The organism is Streptomyces sp. NBC_00078, from assembly GCF_026343335.1.
Taxonomy (GTDB): domain Bacteria; phylum Actinomycetota; class Actinomycetes; order Streptomycetales; family Streptomycetaceae; genus Streptomyces.
Genome location: NZ_JAPELX010000001.1, coordinates 7,480,070 through 7,496,898 on the forward strand (window position 1 = coordinate 7,480,070; position 16,829 = coordinate 7,496,898).

Consider the following 16,829-nt stretch of genomic DNA (forward strand, 5'->3'; position numbering starts at 1 on the left):
GTGCGGCTCAAGACCTATGAGAATGGGGTGACATACGTGCTGGAACGAGATGTGCAGAACACCGAGGGCCGGGCGGATCGTCCGAGCCCCAGCCGCCGGAGGCTTCTCGGCCTCGCCGGCGGTGGCGCTCTGCTGCTCGCGGGGTGCCGATCGGATGGAGCCGGAGCCGGACCCGGCGGCTCCGGAGGCAGCGATGCCGGCGGTTCGGGCAGCCGCGCCGGGCACCGGACGCGTCCTGCGGCCCCGGACGGCGTGCTCGGCGCGAACTTCAACGAGGAGCCGCGCGGCATGACCGCCTCGGTGCTGAACGACCTGCGCACCAGGTGGGTGCGTGGCTTCGTCGCGATGCCCGAACTGGACTGTGTGGAGGCACCCCGGCAACCTGCGATCAGGGCCCTGTTGTCGTTCGCCGGCTCCGGCCATGGCACCGTACTGTCACTGAAGTTCCCCCACCGGACCACGCCTCTCCCGCGGCCGGGCACCAGCGCGATGGACAAGGAACTCGCCCGCGTCGACATGGCGCTGGGCGCCGTGCTGGACAAGGCCGACATCCTGGTCATCGGCAACGAGCCGTTCCTCGAAACGCGTGACGAGGATCGCGCCACCCTCCTGAACCCCTTCTACCGGGCCGTTGCGGCGCACGTGATCGCCGAGCGGAAGAAGCGCTGTGCGTCCGGATGCCGCACCCGCCTGTACATGGGCGCCCTCAACCGCCTCGAGGACCCCGCCTGGCGCACCCCTGCCGTCGACGCTTGGCTGGCACACGTCAAGGCCACTCCCGAGCTCGAGGGTGTGGACATTCACCCGCATGTCGCGGCCATCGAACAGGCCAGGGCGTATACGCGCTACGTGCTGCCGCGGATCCGCCCTGAACAGCGTTTCCTGGCCACCGAGTTCTCCCTGGTCCACTGGTGGAAGCAGCATTGGAGCGACTCGGTACCCGCTGCCTACGCCGACTGCTACGGGGTGCCGACCGACACCATGGTGTGGGAGGCAGTACGAGATGCTGTCGCGAGCCCCGTCTCGCAGCAGCGGTGGCGCGATCTGCTGATGAACAGCCCGTGGTTCACATCCCGCAAGGACTACCTGACCAACCAGGTGCGGCAGTTCCGCGCCACGGAACGGCTGGCCGTGGCGACCTACGGCGCGCTCCAGCAGCCCGCCATGGTCAGCGACATCAGGCCGACGAAGGCGCCGTGGCTTCTGAACAGCCTGTACGCCAACCTCGTCGCCCAGCCTTCCGCGAACGGCGACCTGGCGCACAACCCGGCGTTCTTCGACGCGTTCCGCGCCCTCCAGGGCACTTCCAGCGGGGCCTGAACACCCGGGGCCGCGGGGCGGCCAGATACGACTTCTCCCGTGACCGGCTGCCCGTCACGACCAGCCACTCCTCGGCACAATCCACGACCTCGACCATGGCCTCCAGCAGGTCCATCCAGCAGGTCCATCCAGCGGGTGAGAACCTTCACGACAACCGCCGTTCCCGACAACGGGGTTGGGTGCGGGTGCGCGGTGAGGGCTGGGCACGCTCCTGGACAAGATCGTCGAGGAGGCGTGATGCAAAGGATCAGAGCGTTTCGGCCGTTCACGGGGGCCGGTTGTGCGCTGGCCGTGTCGGTGCGCTGGTGCCGGTGGCCGCGGGTGGTCCCGCCCGGGCGTCGGACACGGACGAGATCACCACGGTGTTGAGAGTGATCGATAGGCCCAGTCGCGGCCTGACGGACCTGCCAGAGAGCGGGCTGGTCACCATCCTGGTCCGGGGTGCGGGCGGGGCCGGTGGCAGCGGTGGCGGAGGAGGAGGCGGGGGCGGAGGTGCCCGCCACTGCCCCGGGATGGCCGGTGGCGGGGGAGGGGGCGGAGCAGCCGGGCAGGCTGGCCAGGACGGAAGGGCTGGCTCGTCCGGAAAGGACGTGACCGGCGCGAAGTACCGTCCCAGCACCGGCTGGCGGGGCGATGCCGGCCACGGCGGCACCGCCATGGCCGGCGGGGCCGGGTTCTTGGCGTCGTACGACAAGGATGACGGCCAGGAAGTCGCCAAGCAGGCACGACTGCTGCAGGCCAGTAGGCTGGGCCACCGCAAAGGCGACAGCCTGTACGAGGCTTACGTTCCCGACGGCACACGCTTCGGGGGGCAATCACTGCCACCGATCCGCGGCCTGAGCCCACAGGCGAGCCGCCTCGCGAACCTTCTCCTCGGCCGCGGCAGCGGCATGCGCGTCCAGCAGATCGGGGTTCAGCGCAGGCGGCAGATTCACCCGACCGAGGGCGCTCATGGCGGCGTCGGGCGGACCTGTCTGAGGCGGTCACCGGGGCGGTGTTCTGCCGAAGCGTTCCGTCGAGCGGGGCGCAGTGGGCGATGCGTTGATCGCGAGGGCGGCGGGGCGCGATGTCGCCTGTGCTCGTAAGAATGGCGGTCGTGCGGGTGGTGGGGATCAGTGGGCCTTGTCAGCCAGCCGGTGGGGTGAGGCTGGTGCGGTCGAACGGGCCACCGTGCACGGCGGCGTACGTGATGGCGTCGTTGACCGCCTCGAGGCCGAACGACCGGACTCGTTCGGGGGCGAGATCCAGGGTGCCCGAAGCGAGGAGCCGGATGATGCCGACGTTGGCTGAGCGCGGGTACATCCACTGCCCGCGCACGGTGATCGAGTTACGCATGATCCATGGGTACGGGAGTGCGAGGTCGTCGCCACCGAGCATGCCGACGCCGCCCATGAGGACGACGCGGCCGTACTCGCGGACGGTCATGGCCGCCGCGCGCGACGCCGAGCTGGGTGCGCTCGGCGGGAGCAAGTCGATCACCATGTCGATCGGACCGTCGGCCGCCGCGGACATCGCCGCGCGGTCGGTGGCCTCGTCTCCGGTAAGCGGGACCGGGCGCAGACGCGGACCGAACCGGTCGGCGAGGAGGTCGAGCGCGGCCTGATTGCGGCCCGGGGCGACCACGCGGCCCGCTCCCATCGCGAGCGCAACCGCGACCGCGCTGCTGCCGAGATTGCCGGTGGCCCCGCTGACGAGCAGCGTCTCGCCGGCTGCGAGCTCGCCTGCCAGCAGCCCGCCGTAGGAGATGGCGTGCACGGTGAGTGCGGCCCAGCGGGCCGGATCGTCCCCTGCCACGGTGGGCAGCGGGAAGACGTTCTCCGTCGGGACCCGCATGAGCTCGGCGAACGAACCGTCGTGCACGTACCGGGCAAGCCGCGCGCCGCCCTCGCCGCGCGAGCTCCAGCCCTGGAGCGTGATGTCGGGCGTCAGGGCGTCGTCCCGCGAGCGCACCGTCGAGTCGCACCACACCAGGTCGCCGACGCGCAGCCGGGTGGCGTCCGGGCCGACGTGGATGATCCGCCCCACGCCGCCGACACCGGGCACGACAGGAGGGACAAGGGGGTAGTTCCGCTTGCCGCCGAAGACCTCAGCCGCGTACGGCGCCACGCTGGCGGCGAGGACCTCGACCACCACCTCACCACCCCGGGCCTCGGGATCGGGCACCTCCCGCACCGTGAGCGGGGCGCCGAACTGCGTCAGAACTGCTGCTCGCACGTGATGACCTCCGTGTTCGTCCGTGTTCGTGGGATCGACACTAGGAGCCGGGTGGGCATGCGGGAAGCGATGATCTGGCATTCATGGTATGCGTATGTCGCATGGACATCTCCAGCACGGGACTGCGGGTCCTGCGCCAGATCGCCGAGTCCGGCAGCTTCACCGCGGCAGCTGCCCGACTCGGCTACACGCAGTCGGCCGTCTCACGCCAGGCCGCAGCCCTCGAACGCAGCGTGGGCACCACCCTGTTCGAACGCCGCCCGGACGGGGTACGGCTCACCCCCTCCGGCTTGACCCTGCTGCGGCACGCCCACACGGTCCTGGCCTCACTCGCAGAGGCCGAGCGTGAGCTCACTGGCACCGCCCCGCGCACCGAACCGGTGCGGCTCGGAGTGCTCCTGAGCGCGGGCGCGGCGCTCCTGCCCGCCGCACTCGCACACCTCGCGGCGGCCGACCCGCAGATCACGGTCACCACCAGCGAGGGCACCACGCCCACTCTGATCCGGGCGCTGCGCGCCGGCTCACTCGACCTCGCCGTGCTGACGTCCCGCCCACCCCACCGGCCCTTCGACGGCGACTCGCCGCGCCTGCACGTCGAGACCGTCGCGGACACCGAACTGGTCGTGGCGGTGCCGTCGACCGGAGAGTTCGCCGGACGCACCACGGTGCACGTCGACGATCTGGTCGACACCGCGTGGATCGCCACCCCGTCATCGAGCTCCGAGCCGCTGCTCGGCGTCTGGCCCGGCCTGCCCGGACGGCCGCGCATCATCCACTCCGCGCGCGACTGGCTGACGAAGCTCCATCTGGTCGCCGGCGGCTTCGGCGTGACGACGGTGCCGTCCCGGCTCTCACCGGTGCTGCCGCCCGGGGTGAGCCTGCTGCGCGTCGACGGCGCACCCCCCGAGATCCGCCGGGTGCTCGTGGCGCGCCTCCCCGGCCACCCCACCCCGGCGATCACAGCCATCACCCGAGCGATCACTTCGACCGCCTGAACCGCCGCCAAGGCCGCGCACGATCGCGCGCACCGCTTTCCCCCTCACGGGTGGGCACCGCGGTCACCATCGGCCTGTTCTTCACGGTGCCGGCGATCGGCTTCGCCGTCGTCACGGCCCTGCACGTACTCCTCGCGCGCCCCGCGGCCGCGCAGAACGGCCGCCGGCAGATCGAGAGCGGCCGGATCGTAGCGCGCGGCGCCCACGACGAGCTCCTGGCGGCCGATGGCCGCTACACCGAGCTGTACCGGACACAGTTCGAGCAGCGGGAGAGCGAGGCGCCGGGGCCCGTCGCGGCCGCGGGGGAGATCGTGGCGTAGGGGAGAGCGGTCGTTTCGGAAGGTCCTTGCTCGCGGGGCGGGCCCACCGGGGGCGGTGCGGCCCGTGCCGTGCAGTGACCGGACCTGGCCCACCCCCTACCCGGGTATCACCGCGTCTTGGCTCCCTGGTGTGACGCCCCGGCGCCCACCGCGTCTCTACCTTCTCGTCTTCCCACGGACGAGACAGAGGGAGACGGATGGATGCGCCGCTTCAGGACGTTGCCGCTCACCGCCGTAGTGACCACGCGTGCCGGCAGCACACGGCGAAGCTCGCCTCCGCCGCACCCCGAGAACGCCACCGCGCGACAAGCCCCACCGGACGCGGGCAGTGAGTTCACGCCGCTGCTGCGTGACGTCAAGGGGCAGGGGCTGCTCGACCGGCGCCCCGGCTGGTACGCGCGTACCATCGCGACCAACGCGCTGGGACTTGCCGCCATCGTCACCGGCATGGCGCTCATCGGCGGCTCCTGGTGGGTCGTCGCGCTGGCCTCCGTCCTCGCCGTCCTGTGTGCCCGCACGGCGTTCATCGGCCACGACGCGGGCCATGCCCAGATCAGCGGCAACCGCGCCACCAACCGCCGTATCGGGCTCATCCACGGCAACCTGCTGCTCGGCATGAGCTACGCCTGGTGGAACGACAAGCACAACCGCCACCACGCGAACCCCAACCACCGGGACAAGGACCCCGACGTCGCCGCCGACGTCCTCGTCTTCACCAGCGAGCAGGCCGCCACCCGCACGGGGTTCCGCGGCTGGCTCACCCGCCACCAGGCATGGCTCTTCTTCCCCCTGACCCTCCTCGAAGGGCTGGCCCTTAAGCTCCACGGCTTCCAGGACCTGCGCCGTCAGACCGGCCGCGAACGACTGGTGGAGGGCACGCTCCTCGTCGCCCACGTCGCCGGGTACGTCACCCTCCTCCTGACGACCATGCCGCTCACGCACGCACTCGTCTTCGCGGCGCTCCACCAGGCCCTGTTCGGGCTGCACCTGGGCATGGCCTTCGCGCCCAACCACAAGGGGATGGACATGCCCGACCCCGACGGCGAGAAGTGGGGACACCTGCGGCTCCAGGTCCTCACGTCCCGCAACGTCAGGGGCAGCTTCCTCACCGACTGGTTCCTCGGGGGCCTCAACTACCAGATCGAGCACCACCTGTTCCCCAGCATGCCCCGCCCGCACCTGAGGCTCGCCCAGTCCATGGTGAAGGCCCGCTGCCGCGACCTCGGCATCCCCTACGCGGAGACCGACCTCGTCGACTCCTACCGTCAGGCCCTGCGGCACATGTACGAAGTGGGAGAACCGCTGCGTGCCGACATATGAGGAGCCGACGCCTTGCGCCACTCCGGACGCCGTCGCGGCGCACATAGGCTGGTGCGCATGACCTCAGTGGAGGAGGAACGCCCGCGCGCACTGCTCGCGGGGGCTTCGCGGCGATGGGTGCGGCTGCTGCCGTGGGCCGTGGCGTTCGTGCTGTGCGTCGCCCTGCTGCCCACGACCATCGTGGTCCTCACCGCCGACTACGGCCTGACCGGAGGCGTCGCTGGCGGGTTGGCCGTCGCGCAGGCCGCGCCGCTGCTGCTCGCCGTCGTACGGCCGCTGCAGGCCTGGTACGTGGTCTTCGTCGCGGATGTCGCCGGGGCGCTCGCCCTGCTCACCGTCGACTTCCAGGAGCGGCTGCTGTGGCCGTTCCCGCCCATGGAGATCGTCGGGTACGTCGGCCTCTGCCTCGCACTGGGGCTGCGCGAGCGGCGCCGGACACTGCTGCTGGTGTGGCTGGCCACGGCCGCCGCGAACGTAGCCCTGGGGTTCGTCCCGCCCCATGGCTCCGGCGCCATGGGCCTGCTGTTCACCATCCTCGGGGGCGTCGCGCTCCTGCTGGGCGGTGCGCTGCGCGAGCGGTCCGAGGTGCAGCGCAGGCTGGTCGAGCAGGAGACGATCAGCGAGGCCGAACGCGGCCGGCGGACGCTGCTGGAGGAGCGCGCCCGGATCGCCCGCGAGCTGCACGACGTGGTGGCACACCACATGTCCGTCATCACGGTGCAGGCGGACACCGCGGAGTACCGCCTCGACAGGCTGCCGCCGGACGTGCGGGAGGAGTTCACGTCCATCGCGGCGACCGCGCGCGAGTCGCTCGGCGAAATGCGACGGCTCCTCGGCGTGCTGCGCAACGAGGAAGCGCACGGCGAGCTCGTGCCCCAGCCGGGCCTGGCGCAGATCGGGCAGCTGGTGGAAGTGACGGCGAGGGCCCGCGGGCCGGTGGAGTTCACCCCCTGCGACGTCGAGGTGCCCGAGGCGGTCGGCCTGTCCGCGTACCGGATCGTCCAGGAGGCTCTCTCGAACGTCGTGCGGCACGCGCCGGGTGCCCGCACGCAGGTGTCGCTGTCGGTGACGGAGTCCGATCCGCAGGACGGTGCGCGGCTCACCGTCCTGGTCGTCAACGGACCGCCGCCCCAGCCGCCCGACGGGCCGCTCGAGGTGGGCGGCACCGGGCACGGCCTCGTCGGCATGCGCGAGCGGGTGCGGCTCGTCGGCGGCAGCCTCGACACGGGGCCGCTGCCGGACTGCGGCTTCCGGGTCGCCGCCCAACTTCCCCTGAACTTCCTTGACTGAAAAGGACTTCACGTGACGACGCGCGTCATCATCGTCGACGACCAGGCCATGGTGCGGGCCGGCTTCGCCGCCCTGCTGGCCGCACAGAGCGACATCGACGTGGTGGGCGAGGCCCCCGACGGCGCGCAGGGCGTCGAGCTGAGCCGGCGTACCCACCCGGACGTCGTGCTGATGGACGTGCGGATGCCCGAGATGGACGGGCTGGAGGCCGCACGCCGCCTCCTGGAGCCGGCACCCGGTGTGACACACCGGCCGCGCGTCCTGATGCTCACCACCTTCGACGTCGACGACTACGTCTACGAGGCGCTCCGGGCGGGCGCGAGCGGCTTCCTCCTCAAGGATGCGCCGCCGGCCGACCTCATCGCGGCGGTCCGCGTCGTGGCCTCGGGCGACGCGCTGCTCGCCCCTTCCGTGACGCGCCGCCTCATCGCGGACTTCGCCAAGCAGCGTCCCGCCGTCCGGGGCAAGCCCGCGCTGCGGCTCAAAGGGCTGACGGAACGCGAGACCGAGGTCCTCACGCTGGTGGCCCGCGGGCAGTCGAACGGGGAGATCGCGCAGACGCTGGTGCTGGCTGAGCAGACGGTGAAGACGCACGTCAGCCGCGTCCTGACCAAGCTTGACCTGCGCGACCGCGCCCAGGCGGTGGTCTTCGCCTACGAGTCGGGGCTGGTCGCTCCGGGCGAGTAGGACCGCCCCCGCCCCTCCTCCACCCCCTACCGCGGTAGCACCCCCACATTGGCTCCCCGGTATGACGCCCGGCGCTCAGCCGTCCCCGCACTCTTCACCCGTCACAGAAAGTGCACGTGAGAGGAGACGGGACATGAGGCTACGCAGGGGCAAGCGGCAGAAGGCGGACAAGCGGCCCGAGGTCCCGGCCGCCACGCCCGGTCTCGCCGTCGAACTGCGCGACGTCCGGCGGCAGTACGGCCGCGGGCCGGGCACCGTGCACGCTCTCGCGGGCATCGACCTCGCCCTGCCGCGCGGCACGTTCACCGCGGTCATGGGCCCGTCCGGGTCCGGCAAGTCCACCTTCCTGCAGTGCGCTGCCGGGCTCGACCGGCCGACGGCGGGATCCGTGCGCCTCGGCGGCACGGAGATCACCGGCATGAGCGAGAACGAGCTCACCGAGCTGCGCCGCAGCCGCCTCGGCTTCGTCTTCCAGGCGTTCAACCTGCTGCCGTCGCTGACCGTGGGGCAGAACGTGCTGCTGCCCATGCGCCTGGCCGGGCAGCGCCAGGACCGGCGCCAGGCGCAGGCGGTGCTCGCCCAGGTCGGACTCGCCGACAAGGCGAAGCGCCGGCCCGGAGAGCTCTCCGGCGGTCAGCAGCAACGCGTGGCCGTCGCCCGCGCCCTGGTCACCAGCCCCGACGTGATCTTCGCGGACGAACCCACCGGCGCCCTCGACACCGGCACCGCCGCCGAGGTCCTCGGCCTGCTGCGCAACGCGGTGGACGCTCTGGGCGCCACCGTTGTCATGGTCACCCACGACCCGGCCGCGGCCGCCTGGGCCGACCGTGTGCTGTTCCTCGCTGACGGCGCCTTCGCCGACCACCTCGAGCGCGGTTCGGCGGAGCAGATCGCGGCACGGATGGCCGTGCTCACCTCGCGCGCCTCCCGCTCCGGTGCGATGGCGGGGGTGGCGGCATGAGGCGCCCCAACGGACTCGCCCGTGAGGCCGTCCGCTTCAAGCCCGCGTCCTTCGCGGGGACCTTCCTCGCGCTGCTGATGTCCGCACTGATCGTCTCGGCCTGCGGAATCCTGCTCGAGACCAGCCTGCGCGCCTCCGTGCCGCCGGAACGGTACGCGAACGCGCCGGTCGTCGCGGCGGCGGACCAGAACAAGTACGTCGTGACCGGCAGCGGCGAGGACCGCGAGAAGGAGGCGACGCCCCTGCCGGACACGGCACGGATGGACGCCGGGCTGGCTGCGAAGGCCGCCGGGGCGCCGGGTGCGGCCACCGCCGTCGCGGACTTCACCTTCCCGGTGCGCGCGACGGACGCCGGCGCCCGTGCACTGGCTGTTCCGGGAGGTGTGCTCTCCGCGCACGGATGGGGCTCGCACACCTTCACCGGCACCTCGCTGACCACCGGCTCCGCACCCCGCGAGGGGGAAGTCGTCCTCGACGAGGGAACGGCCCGCGCCGCGCACGCCGCGGTCGGTGACACCGTCGTACTGGAGACCGCCGCCGGCCGGCAGGACTTCCGCGTCGCTGGCGTCGCCGAGGCCGGCCCCGCGGAGACCGCCCGCGGCTCCGGCGACGCGGGTGCCCTGACCTGGTTCGCCGACACCCAGGCCCCCATGCTCGCCGGGCATCCCGGCAAGGCCGACGCCGTCGTCGTGCTGGCGGGGGACGGCACCGACGCCGACGCCCTCGCCGACGCCGTGAAGCAGGCCCTGGCCGGCTCCGGCGTCCAGGTCCACACCGGCGACGACCGCGGTGCCGTCGAGGACCCGGGGCTCGGGTACGCCAAGGTGACGCTCTTCGGAATCGGCGGCTCCTTCGGCGGCATCGCCGCCATCGTCGCGGTCTTCACGGCCGCCGGAACCGTCGCGCTCTCGGTCGGCCAGCGGGCCCGCGAGTTCGCCCTGCTGCGCGCCGTCGGCGCCACCCCGCGGCAGGTCCGCCGCGCGGTCGCCTCCGAAGCGCTGCTCGTCGCGCCGCTCGCCGGGATCATCGGCTGCCTGCCCGGCATCGGGCTCGCCCACTGGTGGTTCGGGCAGCTCCAGGACCGGGGCGCCATCCCGCGCGCCGTGGACCTGCACGTCTCCGGGCTTCCGCTGCTCGCCGCCGTCGTCATGGGGCTACTCAGCGCGCTCGGCGCAGGCTGGATGGCCGGGCGCCGGCCCGCGAAGATCAAGCCCGTACAGGCGCTGTCGGACGCGTCGGTGGAGCGGCTGCGGCCCGGTCTGGTCCGTACCCTCCTCGGCGTCGGCGCCCTCGTCGGAGGCACGATCCTCACCGGCGTGTCCGCCCGCTCCGCCGGGGACGACGCGGCCGGCGCCGCCCTCGGCGTCGTCATGCTCTTCATGCTCGCCGTCGGGCTGCTCGGCCCGCTGGTGGCACGGCTGTGCGCCGGCCTGTTCGGCCTCCCGCTGCGCGGCGCGGGCCCGTCCGCCGAGCTCGCGGCCGCCAACTCCCGTACTAACGCCCGCCGCCTCGCCTCCGCGATCACCCCGATCGTGCTCGCCGTGGCCTTCTCCTCGACCCTCGTGTTCATGCACACGAGCGAGACCCACGTCGCCGACAAGCAGCTGCGCGCGGGCATCACCGCGGACCACGTGGTGACGGACCCGGCCGGGCTCCCGGTAGACGCGGCGGCACGCGCCGCCCGCGCGCCGGGCGTGGAGGCGGCCGTCGGTCTGCTGAACACGCAGGTGCTGGTGCCGACCGGCTCCGGCGAGTTCAAGTCGCTCCAGGGCGCGGCCACCCAGGGCGTCACCGGCTCTGGCGCCGAGCTGGCGAAGGTGCAGGACCTGGACGTACGCGACGGCAGCCTCGACCAGCTCGGCGAGGAGCGTATCGCCATCGACAAGACCCTGGCGACCTCGGCGGACGCCGGTGTCGGCGACCGGCTCCCGCTCTACCTCCCCGACGGGACGGAGGTCAGCCCCGAGATCGTCGCGGTCTACGGCCGCGGCCTCGGCCTGGCTACGGTGACCATGGACCGGGCGTCCCTGGCCGGGCACGTCACCTCGGGCTTCGACAGCACGCTCCTGGTACGGGGCGGCTCGGAGAAGTCGCTCACCGCCCTGGGCGAGGTCACCGACGCCTCCGGCTACGCCACCGAGCAGAACCGCGACGCGAAGCTGGGCGCCTGGATGAACAACACCATGGCCGCGGTCCTCGGCGGGTTCGCCGCCGTCGCCGCGGTCAACACCCTGGTGATGACGGTCCTGGACCGCCGCCGCGAGCTGGGCATGCTGCGACTCGTCGGCTCCACCCGGCGTCAGGTGATGACGATGCTCCGCTGGGAGGGCCTGCTGGTCGCCGTGGTGGGCCTGGTCCTCGGCTCCGCGATCGCCGCGGCCACGCTGATCCCGATGATGAGCGGCGTGACCGGTGACATGCCGTACGTGCCCCCGCTGGTGTACGGATGCTTCGCGGTCGCCGTCGGCGGCCTGGCCCTGCTGGCGGTCACGCTGCCGGCCCGGGCCGCGCTGCGCCGCTGGTCCTAGCCCATCCGGGGCGGCAGCGCCACATGCCGTGCGCGCCCCCCGTTGCCCCCTTCCTCACCCGGCAATGACGGAAAGGACACTCATGACCACAACCCTGGCTCCCCCGGTCCCCATCGGGAAGGCCGCTGTCGGAGCCCTCGGTTTACTGGCACTGTCCACCGGCGCTCTGGAGTCGGTGGTGTCACCGACGATCCCGCTCCTGGAACGCGAACTGGACATGAGCCAGTCCGAAGGGGCGCTGCTCAGCATCGTGCTCCTCATCACCGGGGCACTCATCACGCCATTGGCAGGCAAGTTCGGCGACCGCTACGGCGGGAAACGGGTCCTGATCCGGCTGATGGCGGTCGTCGCGGTCGGCGGCACGGTGTCCGCCCTGGCCCCGAACCTGCCCGTGCTGCTGCTCGGGCAGGTGCTGCAAGGGGCGATGGTGGGCGCGCTTCCCCTGTCGTTCATCGTCGTGCGCAAAAACCTGCCCCCGGGAGAGTCGAAGGTCGCCATCGGGGTGGTCAGCGGACTCTTCGTCGGGGGAGGGATGGTCGGCATGCTGTCGGCCGGGCCGGTGGCGGAAGAGCTCTCCCGGCACTGGATGTTCGCGCTGCCCACGATCGCGGTCATCGGGGCCACCCTGCTTGTGAATAGGCTCATGCCGTCCGACCAGCCGGGCGGGTCGGACGGCGCCGGCATCGACTGGCCCGGCCTGCTGCTCCTGAGCGGGATGCTGGTCACGCTCATGCTCGTACTCGCGCTGGCGCCCGAAGCGGCCTCGCAACCACTCGTGCTCGGCGCCCTCGTCGTGTTTCTGGCCGTCTTCGTCACCGGTTGGGTGTCCGTCGAACGGCGTGCGGCCTCTCCGATGATCGATCTGCACATGCTGGCACGGCCCGCGATCTGGAAGGCGTGTGCGCTGACATTCGTGATCTGCCTCGGCACCTCGATGGCGGTCTATCTCGTTCCGCAGCTGCTCGACGAGCGCGGCGACGGGTACGGATTCAGCGCCAGCGCCACCGAGATCGGCTTCTTCCTGCTGCCCGGCGCCGTGGCCGCGACGCTGGCCGGGCCGCTCGGCGGGATCGGGGACCGGCGTTTCGGCTCGCGTGCCGTGGTCAACACCGGGGTCGTCATGATGGCCGTCTCCCTGGTCGTCCTGGCGTCCGTGCACACCGAGGTCTGGCACGTCGTCGTCGGCAAGGCGCTGATCGCGCTGGCCAACGGCCTGTGCGTCACGGCGATGATGACCAGCACCGCCACGGCCGTCGATGCCAAGGACACCGGCATCGCCACAAGCCTGATCCTGGTGAGCCGCGTACTCGGCTACGCCGTGGGCGGGCAGCTCGGTGGTGCGCTCCTCACCGCCGCAACCCCTTCGGGGTCGAAGGTCGCGGCCGAATCGGCCTACGGCACCGGCTTCGTCATAGCCGGAGTCGTCACGTCGCTGGCCCTGTTCGTCACTCGCACCATGCCCAAAGGAGTCAAGGAATGACCCTCACCGATCAGCTGACGGATGTCCGTAGCACGCCGAGGCACAAGGTCCTGATATCCGGGGCTGGCATCGCGGGGCCCGCCCTCGCGTTCTGGCTGAACCGCTACGGATACGCGGTCACGGTCGTGGACAAGGCGCCCACCCTGCGTGGGGGTGGCTATCCCATCGACGTGCGCGGCACCGCACTGGAAGTCGTCCGGAGGATGGGGATCGTGCCGCGGCTGCGGGACGCGCACATCGACCTGCGGCGGCTGACCTTCCTCGACTCGGACGGCAGCGAGGTGACCTCCCTGCACCCGCATGCCGTCACCGGCGGCGTCGCGGGACGGGACCTGGAGGTACGGCGCGGGGATCTGACGGAAGCGCTGTACACGGCGGTCCGTGACGACGTGGAGTTCCTGTTCAACGACTCCATCGACACCCTCGACCAGAGCGACCACGGGGTCGACGTCACCTTCCGCGGGGGCGGCAGCCGTACGTTCGACATGGTGTTCGGTGCGGACGGCATGCACTCGCGCACCCGGGAGATGCTGTTCGGCCCCGAAGAGCAGTTCCACCGCTACCTCGGCTACTGCTTCGCTGTGTTCACCATGCGCAACACCTTCGGGCTCTCCCACGAGACCGTGATGTGGAACGCCCCGGGCAGGGCCGCGGCACTCTACGCCGTGGGGGACGACGACGAGGTGCACGCCTTCCTGAACTTCGCCCGGCCGGAGCCGCCCATGGACGCGTTCCGGGACCCGCAGGCCCAACGCGACCTGGTCGCCAAGGTCTTCGCCGACGCGGGATGGGAGGTCCCGGGCATGCTGGCGGCCCTGCGCGAGGCGGAGGACCTGTTCTTCGACGGGGTCAGCCAGATCCGCATGCCCCGCTGGTCCAGCGGCAGGGTCGCGCTGGTCGGCGACGCCGCGTACGCGCCCTCGTTCCTCACCGGACAGGGCACCAGCCTCGCGCTCGTCGGCGCGTACATGCTCGCCGGCTGCCTCGCGGACCGGGGTCACGGCGCGGGCTTCGCCGCCTACGAACGCGACACCCGGCAGTTCGTGACCGCGAACCAGGGGCTGGTCGGCCAGGGCGGCGCCACCCTCTTCCCCACCACCGCCCAGGCCCTGGAGCAGCGCAACGAACGACTGCGCAGCCTCAGCGCCATGCCCCCGGCGGAGGGAAAACTGGCTCATTCGGCGCTCACTCTGCTTGAGCCCCTGCGCCCGGCATGACCGCCGAGCCGGGTCGGGCCCTGCTGGCTGATGGAACTCCATCTGGAACAAGCCGAGCCGTTCCGTCACCGACCCGTGTCATGTCGTCAGCGCGGGTCGACGCGCGGCCGTAGCGGGCGATCGTCTTGTTCAGCTGTTTCTCGTCGGCAGCCTCGACGAGCTCGTTCTCCAGCTTCGTGGCGAGCGTGTAGCGCACCCGGTAACTCCGGGCGGCCCCGCCGCTGTCGTTCTCGCACCGGCCGTCACCGGGGAAGCTGGGCGGTCTTCGCCGGATGGGCCACGCCGACGTAGTGCATGGCGGTCTTCTCCGTGATGCCGAACAGGCGCATCAGCTTCAGCGGATCGCCCATGTCGAACGCTTCGTTGAGGATCCGGTCCTGCCGGGACCGAGTGTCCGCGTACTCCTTGAAGTGGCCCTGGCCCGCCCGAGTCTCAGAGGAACACGTGGGATGCCGCACAGTCAGAGGATCCTCACAGCCGGTCAACAAGGAGCGCGAGAAGTGCCTCGCACTCGAATGGTTCACCGTCCACGACTTGCCCGACGACATCATCGAGCACGCCTATGCATCTCTGCTGATCGCCGCGGGGGAGTCCGTTAAGGTCGTGTCGGAGCGACTGGGGCACACCAACGCTGCGATGACCCTGAACGTCTACAGTCACCTCTTCCCTGAGTCGGAGGACCGAACCAGGGCAGCGGTGGACACGGCGTTCGGTGCCCTCGCTGGCGAATGTGCCCCGGATGTGCCCTCTCAGCCCGAGGACTGAGAGAACGCGCAGGTCAGAGCCGATGTCATGGGGGCGCAGTGCGATTGCGAGTGGAGTTCACGACCGAGCCCTTCGATCTCGACGAGGCGCCCGCGCACGCGGTGGTCGCCCGTCAGGTCATCGAGGCGGCCGAGCTCGACGCGGTGGACGTCGGCCCGTTCGGCAACACGGCTGAGGGCGGCTCCGACGCCGTGCTCACCGCCGTGGACGCCCTGCTCCGCAAGACGCTGGAGGCCGGTGCCACCCGGGTCTCGCTGCAGGTGAACGTCGTCGGCGCCGACGGAGAGGGCGACGAGTGACCGGCACCGGGGACGAGCCGTTCATCACGGCCGTGAAGCCGCTGGTCGACGCCATGGGCGGCGAGATGCTCCCGCCCGACGAGGCCGGCCCCGACGACGTCGTGCTCTCCTGGCAGGGCGTCGACGCGGTCGCCGTACGCCTGCCCCAGCTCGCGGACTCCCTGGATCACATCCTGGCCGCGATGGAGCGCAAGCAGGGCAAGCCCCTGGCCGAGCTGGACCGCAAGGCCAAGCAGGAGGTCGTACGGATACTTGAGGCGCGCGGCGCCTTCTCCGTGCGGCACGGCGTGGAGACCGTCGCGGGCGCGCTCGGCGTCAGCCGCTTCACGGTCTACAACTACCTGAACCGCGACAAGGAAGGCTGAGGCCTTCAGGGTTTGGCCCCCAAATTTTCAACAAAGTGTTGACGGAGTGTTGCCGGAAGGCGTTAGCTGTCCGCAGCCCGTTCAGCACGAAGGCCGCCCTTCGCGGCCACGGAGGCTTCCGTGACTTCGACTTCCACGCCCCGGGGCCTGACCCGGTTCAACGCACTGGAGGATGATGCGGCCCTCGCCGCCCTCCACGAGGCGTGTGCCTCCACCGCCTGGGCGACGCGGCTGCTCGCGGCCCGTCCCTATGCCACCGCCGAGGACCTCTTCGCCGCCAGCGACGCCGCCATGGCCGAGCTGACCGGTGCGGACCTGGCGGAGGCGATGGCCGGGCACCCGCCGATCGGCCGCCCCAAGCCGGGGGATCCCACCTCGGCGCGGGAGCAGCGCGGCATGGCCGGCGCCTCCGAGGAGCTCAGGTCGGAGATGCTCGAACTGAACCTGGCCTACCAGGACGTGTTCGGCCATGTCTTCCTCATCTGCGCCACCGGCAGGACCGGTGAGCAGATGCGGGACGCGGTCAAGGAGCGGATCGGGAACTCGCCGGAGCAGGAGAGGGAGATCGTCCGCGCCGAGCTGGGCAAGATCAACCGTATCCGGCTCGCCCTGCTCGTCGAAGACGACTGAAGAGGACTGCGCAGCATGAGCACCAGCACCACCGCCTCGGTGTCCACGCACATCCTGGACACCAGCATCGGCCGCCCCGCCGAGGGAGTCGCCGTCCAGCTCGCGGCCCGCGCAGGCCGCTCCGCCCCTTTCGGGCACGGAGGGGACTGGCAGGCGCTCGGCGGGTCCGCGACGGATGCCGACGGCCGGTGCAAGGACCTTCCGGACCTGCCGGAGGGCACCACCCACGTACGGCTCGACTTCGCCGTCGAGGCGTATTTCCTGAAGTCCGAGAACAAGCAAGCCGATGCGCAGCAGGACGCCCCCGCGAACCGGGACAGCGGTGCCGTGTTCTTCCCCGAGGTGGCGATCACCTTCGCCGTGAAGCCCGGGGAGCACTACCACGTACCGCTGCTGCTCAACCCGTTCGGCTACTCCGTTTACCGAGGGAGCTAGCAG

Annotated in this window: 18 protein-coding genes and 1 pseudogene; 16 read left to right on the forward strand and 3 right to left on the reverse strand. The window is 71.4% G+C overall.

Annotation, left to right across the window (positions count from 1 at the left end; translation table 11 throughout):
- Positions 1-36: 36 nt before the first annotated feature.
- Positions 37-1,320 carry a hypothetical protein gene (locus OOK07_RS34795; protein WP_266800434.1) on the forward strand — a complete coding sequence of 428 codons (1,284 nt, stop codon included), beginning with the start codon at positions 37-39 and terminating at the stop codon, positions 1,318-1,320.
- 590 nt (positions 1,321-1,910) lie between these two features.
- A complete protein-coding gene (locus OOK07_RS34800) occupies positions 1,911-2,405 on the forward strand; it encodes a hypothetical protein (protein WP_266800436.1) in 495 nt (164 codons plus the stop codon).
- A gap of 40 nt (positions 2,406-2,445) precedes the next feature.
- On the opposite strand, the gene OOK07_RS34805 is transcribed toward OOK07_RS34800, so the two are convergent.
- Positions 2,446-3,534, reverse strand: a complete 1,089-nt coding sequence (locus tag OOK07_RS34805) for an alcohol dehydrogenase catalytic domain-containing protein (protein ID WP_266800437.1) — start codon at positions 3,532-3,534, stop codon at positions 2,446-2,448.
- A gap of 101 nt (positions 3,535-3,635) precedes the next feature.
- On the opposite strand from OOK07_RS34805, the gene OOK07_RS34810 reads away from it, so the two are divergent.
- The 9 genes from OOK07_RS34810 (at position 3,636) to OOK07_RS34850 (ending at position 14,332) form a co-directional block, all read left to right on the forward strand.
- A complete protein-coding gene (locus OOK07_RS34810; RefSeq protein WP_266800439.1) occupies positions 3,636-4,529 on the forward strand; it encodes a LysR family transcriptional regulator in 894 nt (297 codons plus the stop codon).
- Positions 4,530-4,579: 50 nt separating this feature from the next.
- Entirely contained in the window at positions 4,580-4,849 is a 270-nt protein-coding gene (locus OOK07_RS34815) for a hypothetical protein (protein WP_266802344.1), read from the forward strand.
- Positions 4,850-5,050: 201 nt separating this feature from the next.
- Positions 5,051-6,169 (forward strand): fatty acid desaturase family protein, encoded by a 1,119-nt coding sequence (locus OOK07_RS34820; RefSeq protein ID WP_266800441.1) that lies wholly within the window; start codon positions 5,051-5,053, stop codon positions 6,167-6,169.
- A gap of 57 nt (positions 6,170-6,226) precedes the next feature.
- Positions 6,227-7,459, forward strand: a complete 1,233-nt coding sequence (locus OOK07_RS34825; RefSeq protein ID WP_266800443.1) for a sensor histidine kinase — start codon at positions 6,227-6,229, stop codon at positions 7,457-7,459.
- A 12-nt stretch (positions 7,460-7,471) separates the two neighbouring features.
- Positions 7,472-8,146, forward strand: a complete 675-nt coding sequence (locus OOK07_RS34830) for a response regulator (RefSeq protein WP_266800444.1) — start codon at positions 7,472-7,474, stop codon at positions 8,144-8,146.
- Positions 8,147-8,279: 133 nt separating this feature from the next.
- Positions 8,280-9,107: an ABC transporter ATP-binding protein gene (locus OOK07_RS34835; RefSeq protein WP_266800446.1), complete on the forward strand. Its 828-nt coding sequence runs from the start codon at positions 8,280-8,282 to the stop codon at positions 9,105-9,107.
- The gene (locus tag OOK07_RS34840) at positions 9,104-11,635 is read left to right on the forward strand and encodes an FtsX-like permease family protein (protein ID WP_266800447.1); all 2,532 of its coding nucleotides are present in this window, start codon (positions 9,104-9,106) and stop codon (positions 11,633-11,635) included. Before OOK07_RS34835 ends, OOK07_RS34840 begins: the two co-directional genes overlap by 4 nt.
- Positions 11,636-11,717: 82 nt before the next feature.
- Positions 11,718-13,115, forward strand: a complete 1,398-nt coding sequence (locus tag OOK07_RS34845; protein ID WP_266800449.1) for an MFS transporter — start codon at positions 11,718-11,720, stop codon at positions 13,113-13,115.
- Positions 13,112-14,332: an FAD-dependent monooxygenase gene (locus tag OOK07_RS34850; RefSeq protein ID WP_266800451.1), complete on the forward strand. Its 1,221-nt coding sequence runs from the start codon at positions 13,112-13,114 to the stop codon at positions 14,330-14,332. The genes OOK07_RS34845 and OOK07_RS34850 overlap by 4 nt, the downstream gene beginning before the upstream one ends.
- A 103-nt stretch (positions 14,333-14,435) precedes the next feature.
- Here the strand turns inward: OOK07_RS34850 and OOK07_RS34855 are convergent.
- Both OOK07_RS34855 and OOK07_RS34860 read right to left on the reverse strand, forming a co-directional pair.
- Positions 14,436-14,546, reverse strand: a pseudogene (locus OOK07_RS34855) (IS21-like element helper ATPase IstB); the annotation flags it as partial.
- Between the two features lie 28 nt (positions 14,547-14,574).
- The gene (locus OOK07_RS34860; protein ID WP_266800453.1) at positions 14,575-14,790 is read right to left on the reverse strand and encodes a hypothetical protein; all 216 of its coding nucleotides are present in this window, start codon (positions 14,788-14,790) and stop codon (positions 14,575-14,577) included.
- Between OOK07_RS34860 and OOK07_RS34865 the strand changes: the two genes are divergently transcribed.
- From OOK07_RS34865 to uraH, 5 genes are all read left to right on the forward strand, one after another.
- Positions 14,777-15,097 (forward strand): site-specific integrase, encoded by a 321-nt coding sequence (locus OOK07_RS34865; RefSeq protein WP_266800455.1) that lies wholly within the window; start codon positions 14,777-14,779, stop codon positions 15,095-15,097. The genes OOK07_RS34860 and OOK07_RS34865 overlap by 14 nt on opposite strands.
- 38 nt (positions 15,098-15,135) lie before the next feature.
- Positions 15,136-15,396, forward strand: a complete 261-nt coding sequence (locus tag OOK07_RS34870) for a YkoF family thiamine-binding protein (protein WP_266685784.1) — start codon at positions 15,136-15,138, stop codon at positions 15,394-15,396.
- Positions 15,393-15,761, forward strand: coding sequence for a helix-turn-helix domain-containing protein (locus tag OOK07_RS34875; RefSeq protein ID WP_266685785.1), 369 nt, complete (start codon positions 15,393-15,395; stop codon positions 15,759-15,761). The genes OOK07_RS34870 and OOK07_RS34875 overlap by 4 nt, the downstream gene beginning before the upstream one ends.
- 120 nt (positions 15,762-15,881) lie before the next feature.
- Positions 15,882-16,391: a 2-oxo-4-hydroxy-4-carboxy-5-ureidoimidazoline decarboxylase gene (uraD, locus tag OOK07_RS34880; protein WP_266800456.1), complete on the forward strand. Its 510-nt coding sequence runs from the start codon at positions 15,882-15,884 to the stop codon at positions 16,389-16,391.
- Positions 16,392-16,406: 15 nt separating this feature from the next.
- On the forward strand, positions 16,407-16,826 hold the full coding sequence (gene uraH, locus OOK07_RS34885) for a hydroxyisourate hydrolase (protein ID WP_266685787.1): 420 nt from the start codon (positions 16,407-16,409) through the stop codon (positions 16,824-16,826).
- Positions 16,827-16,829 lie beyond the last annotated feature (3 nt).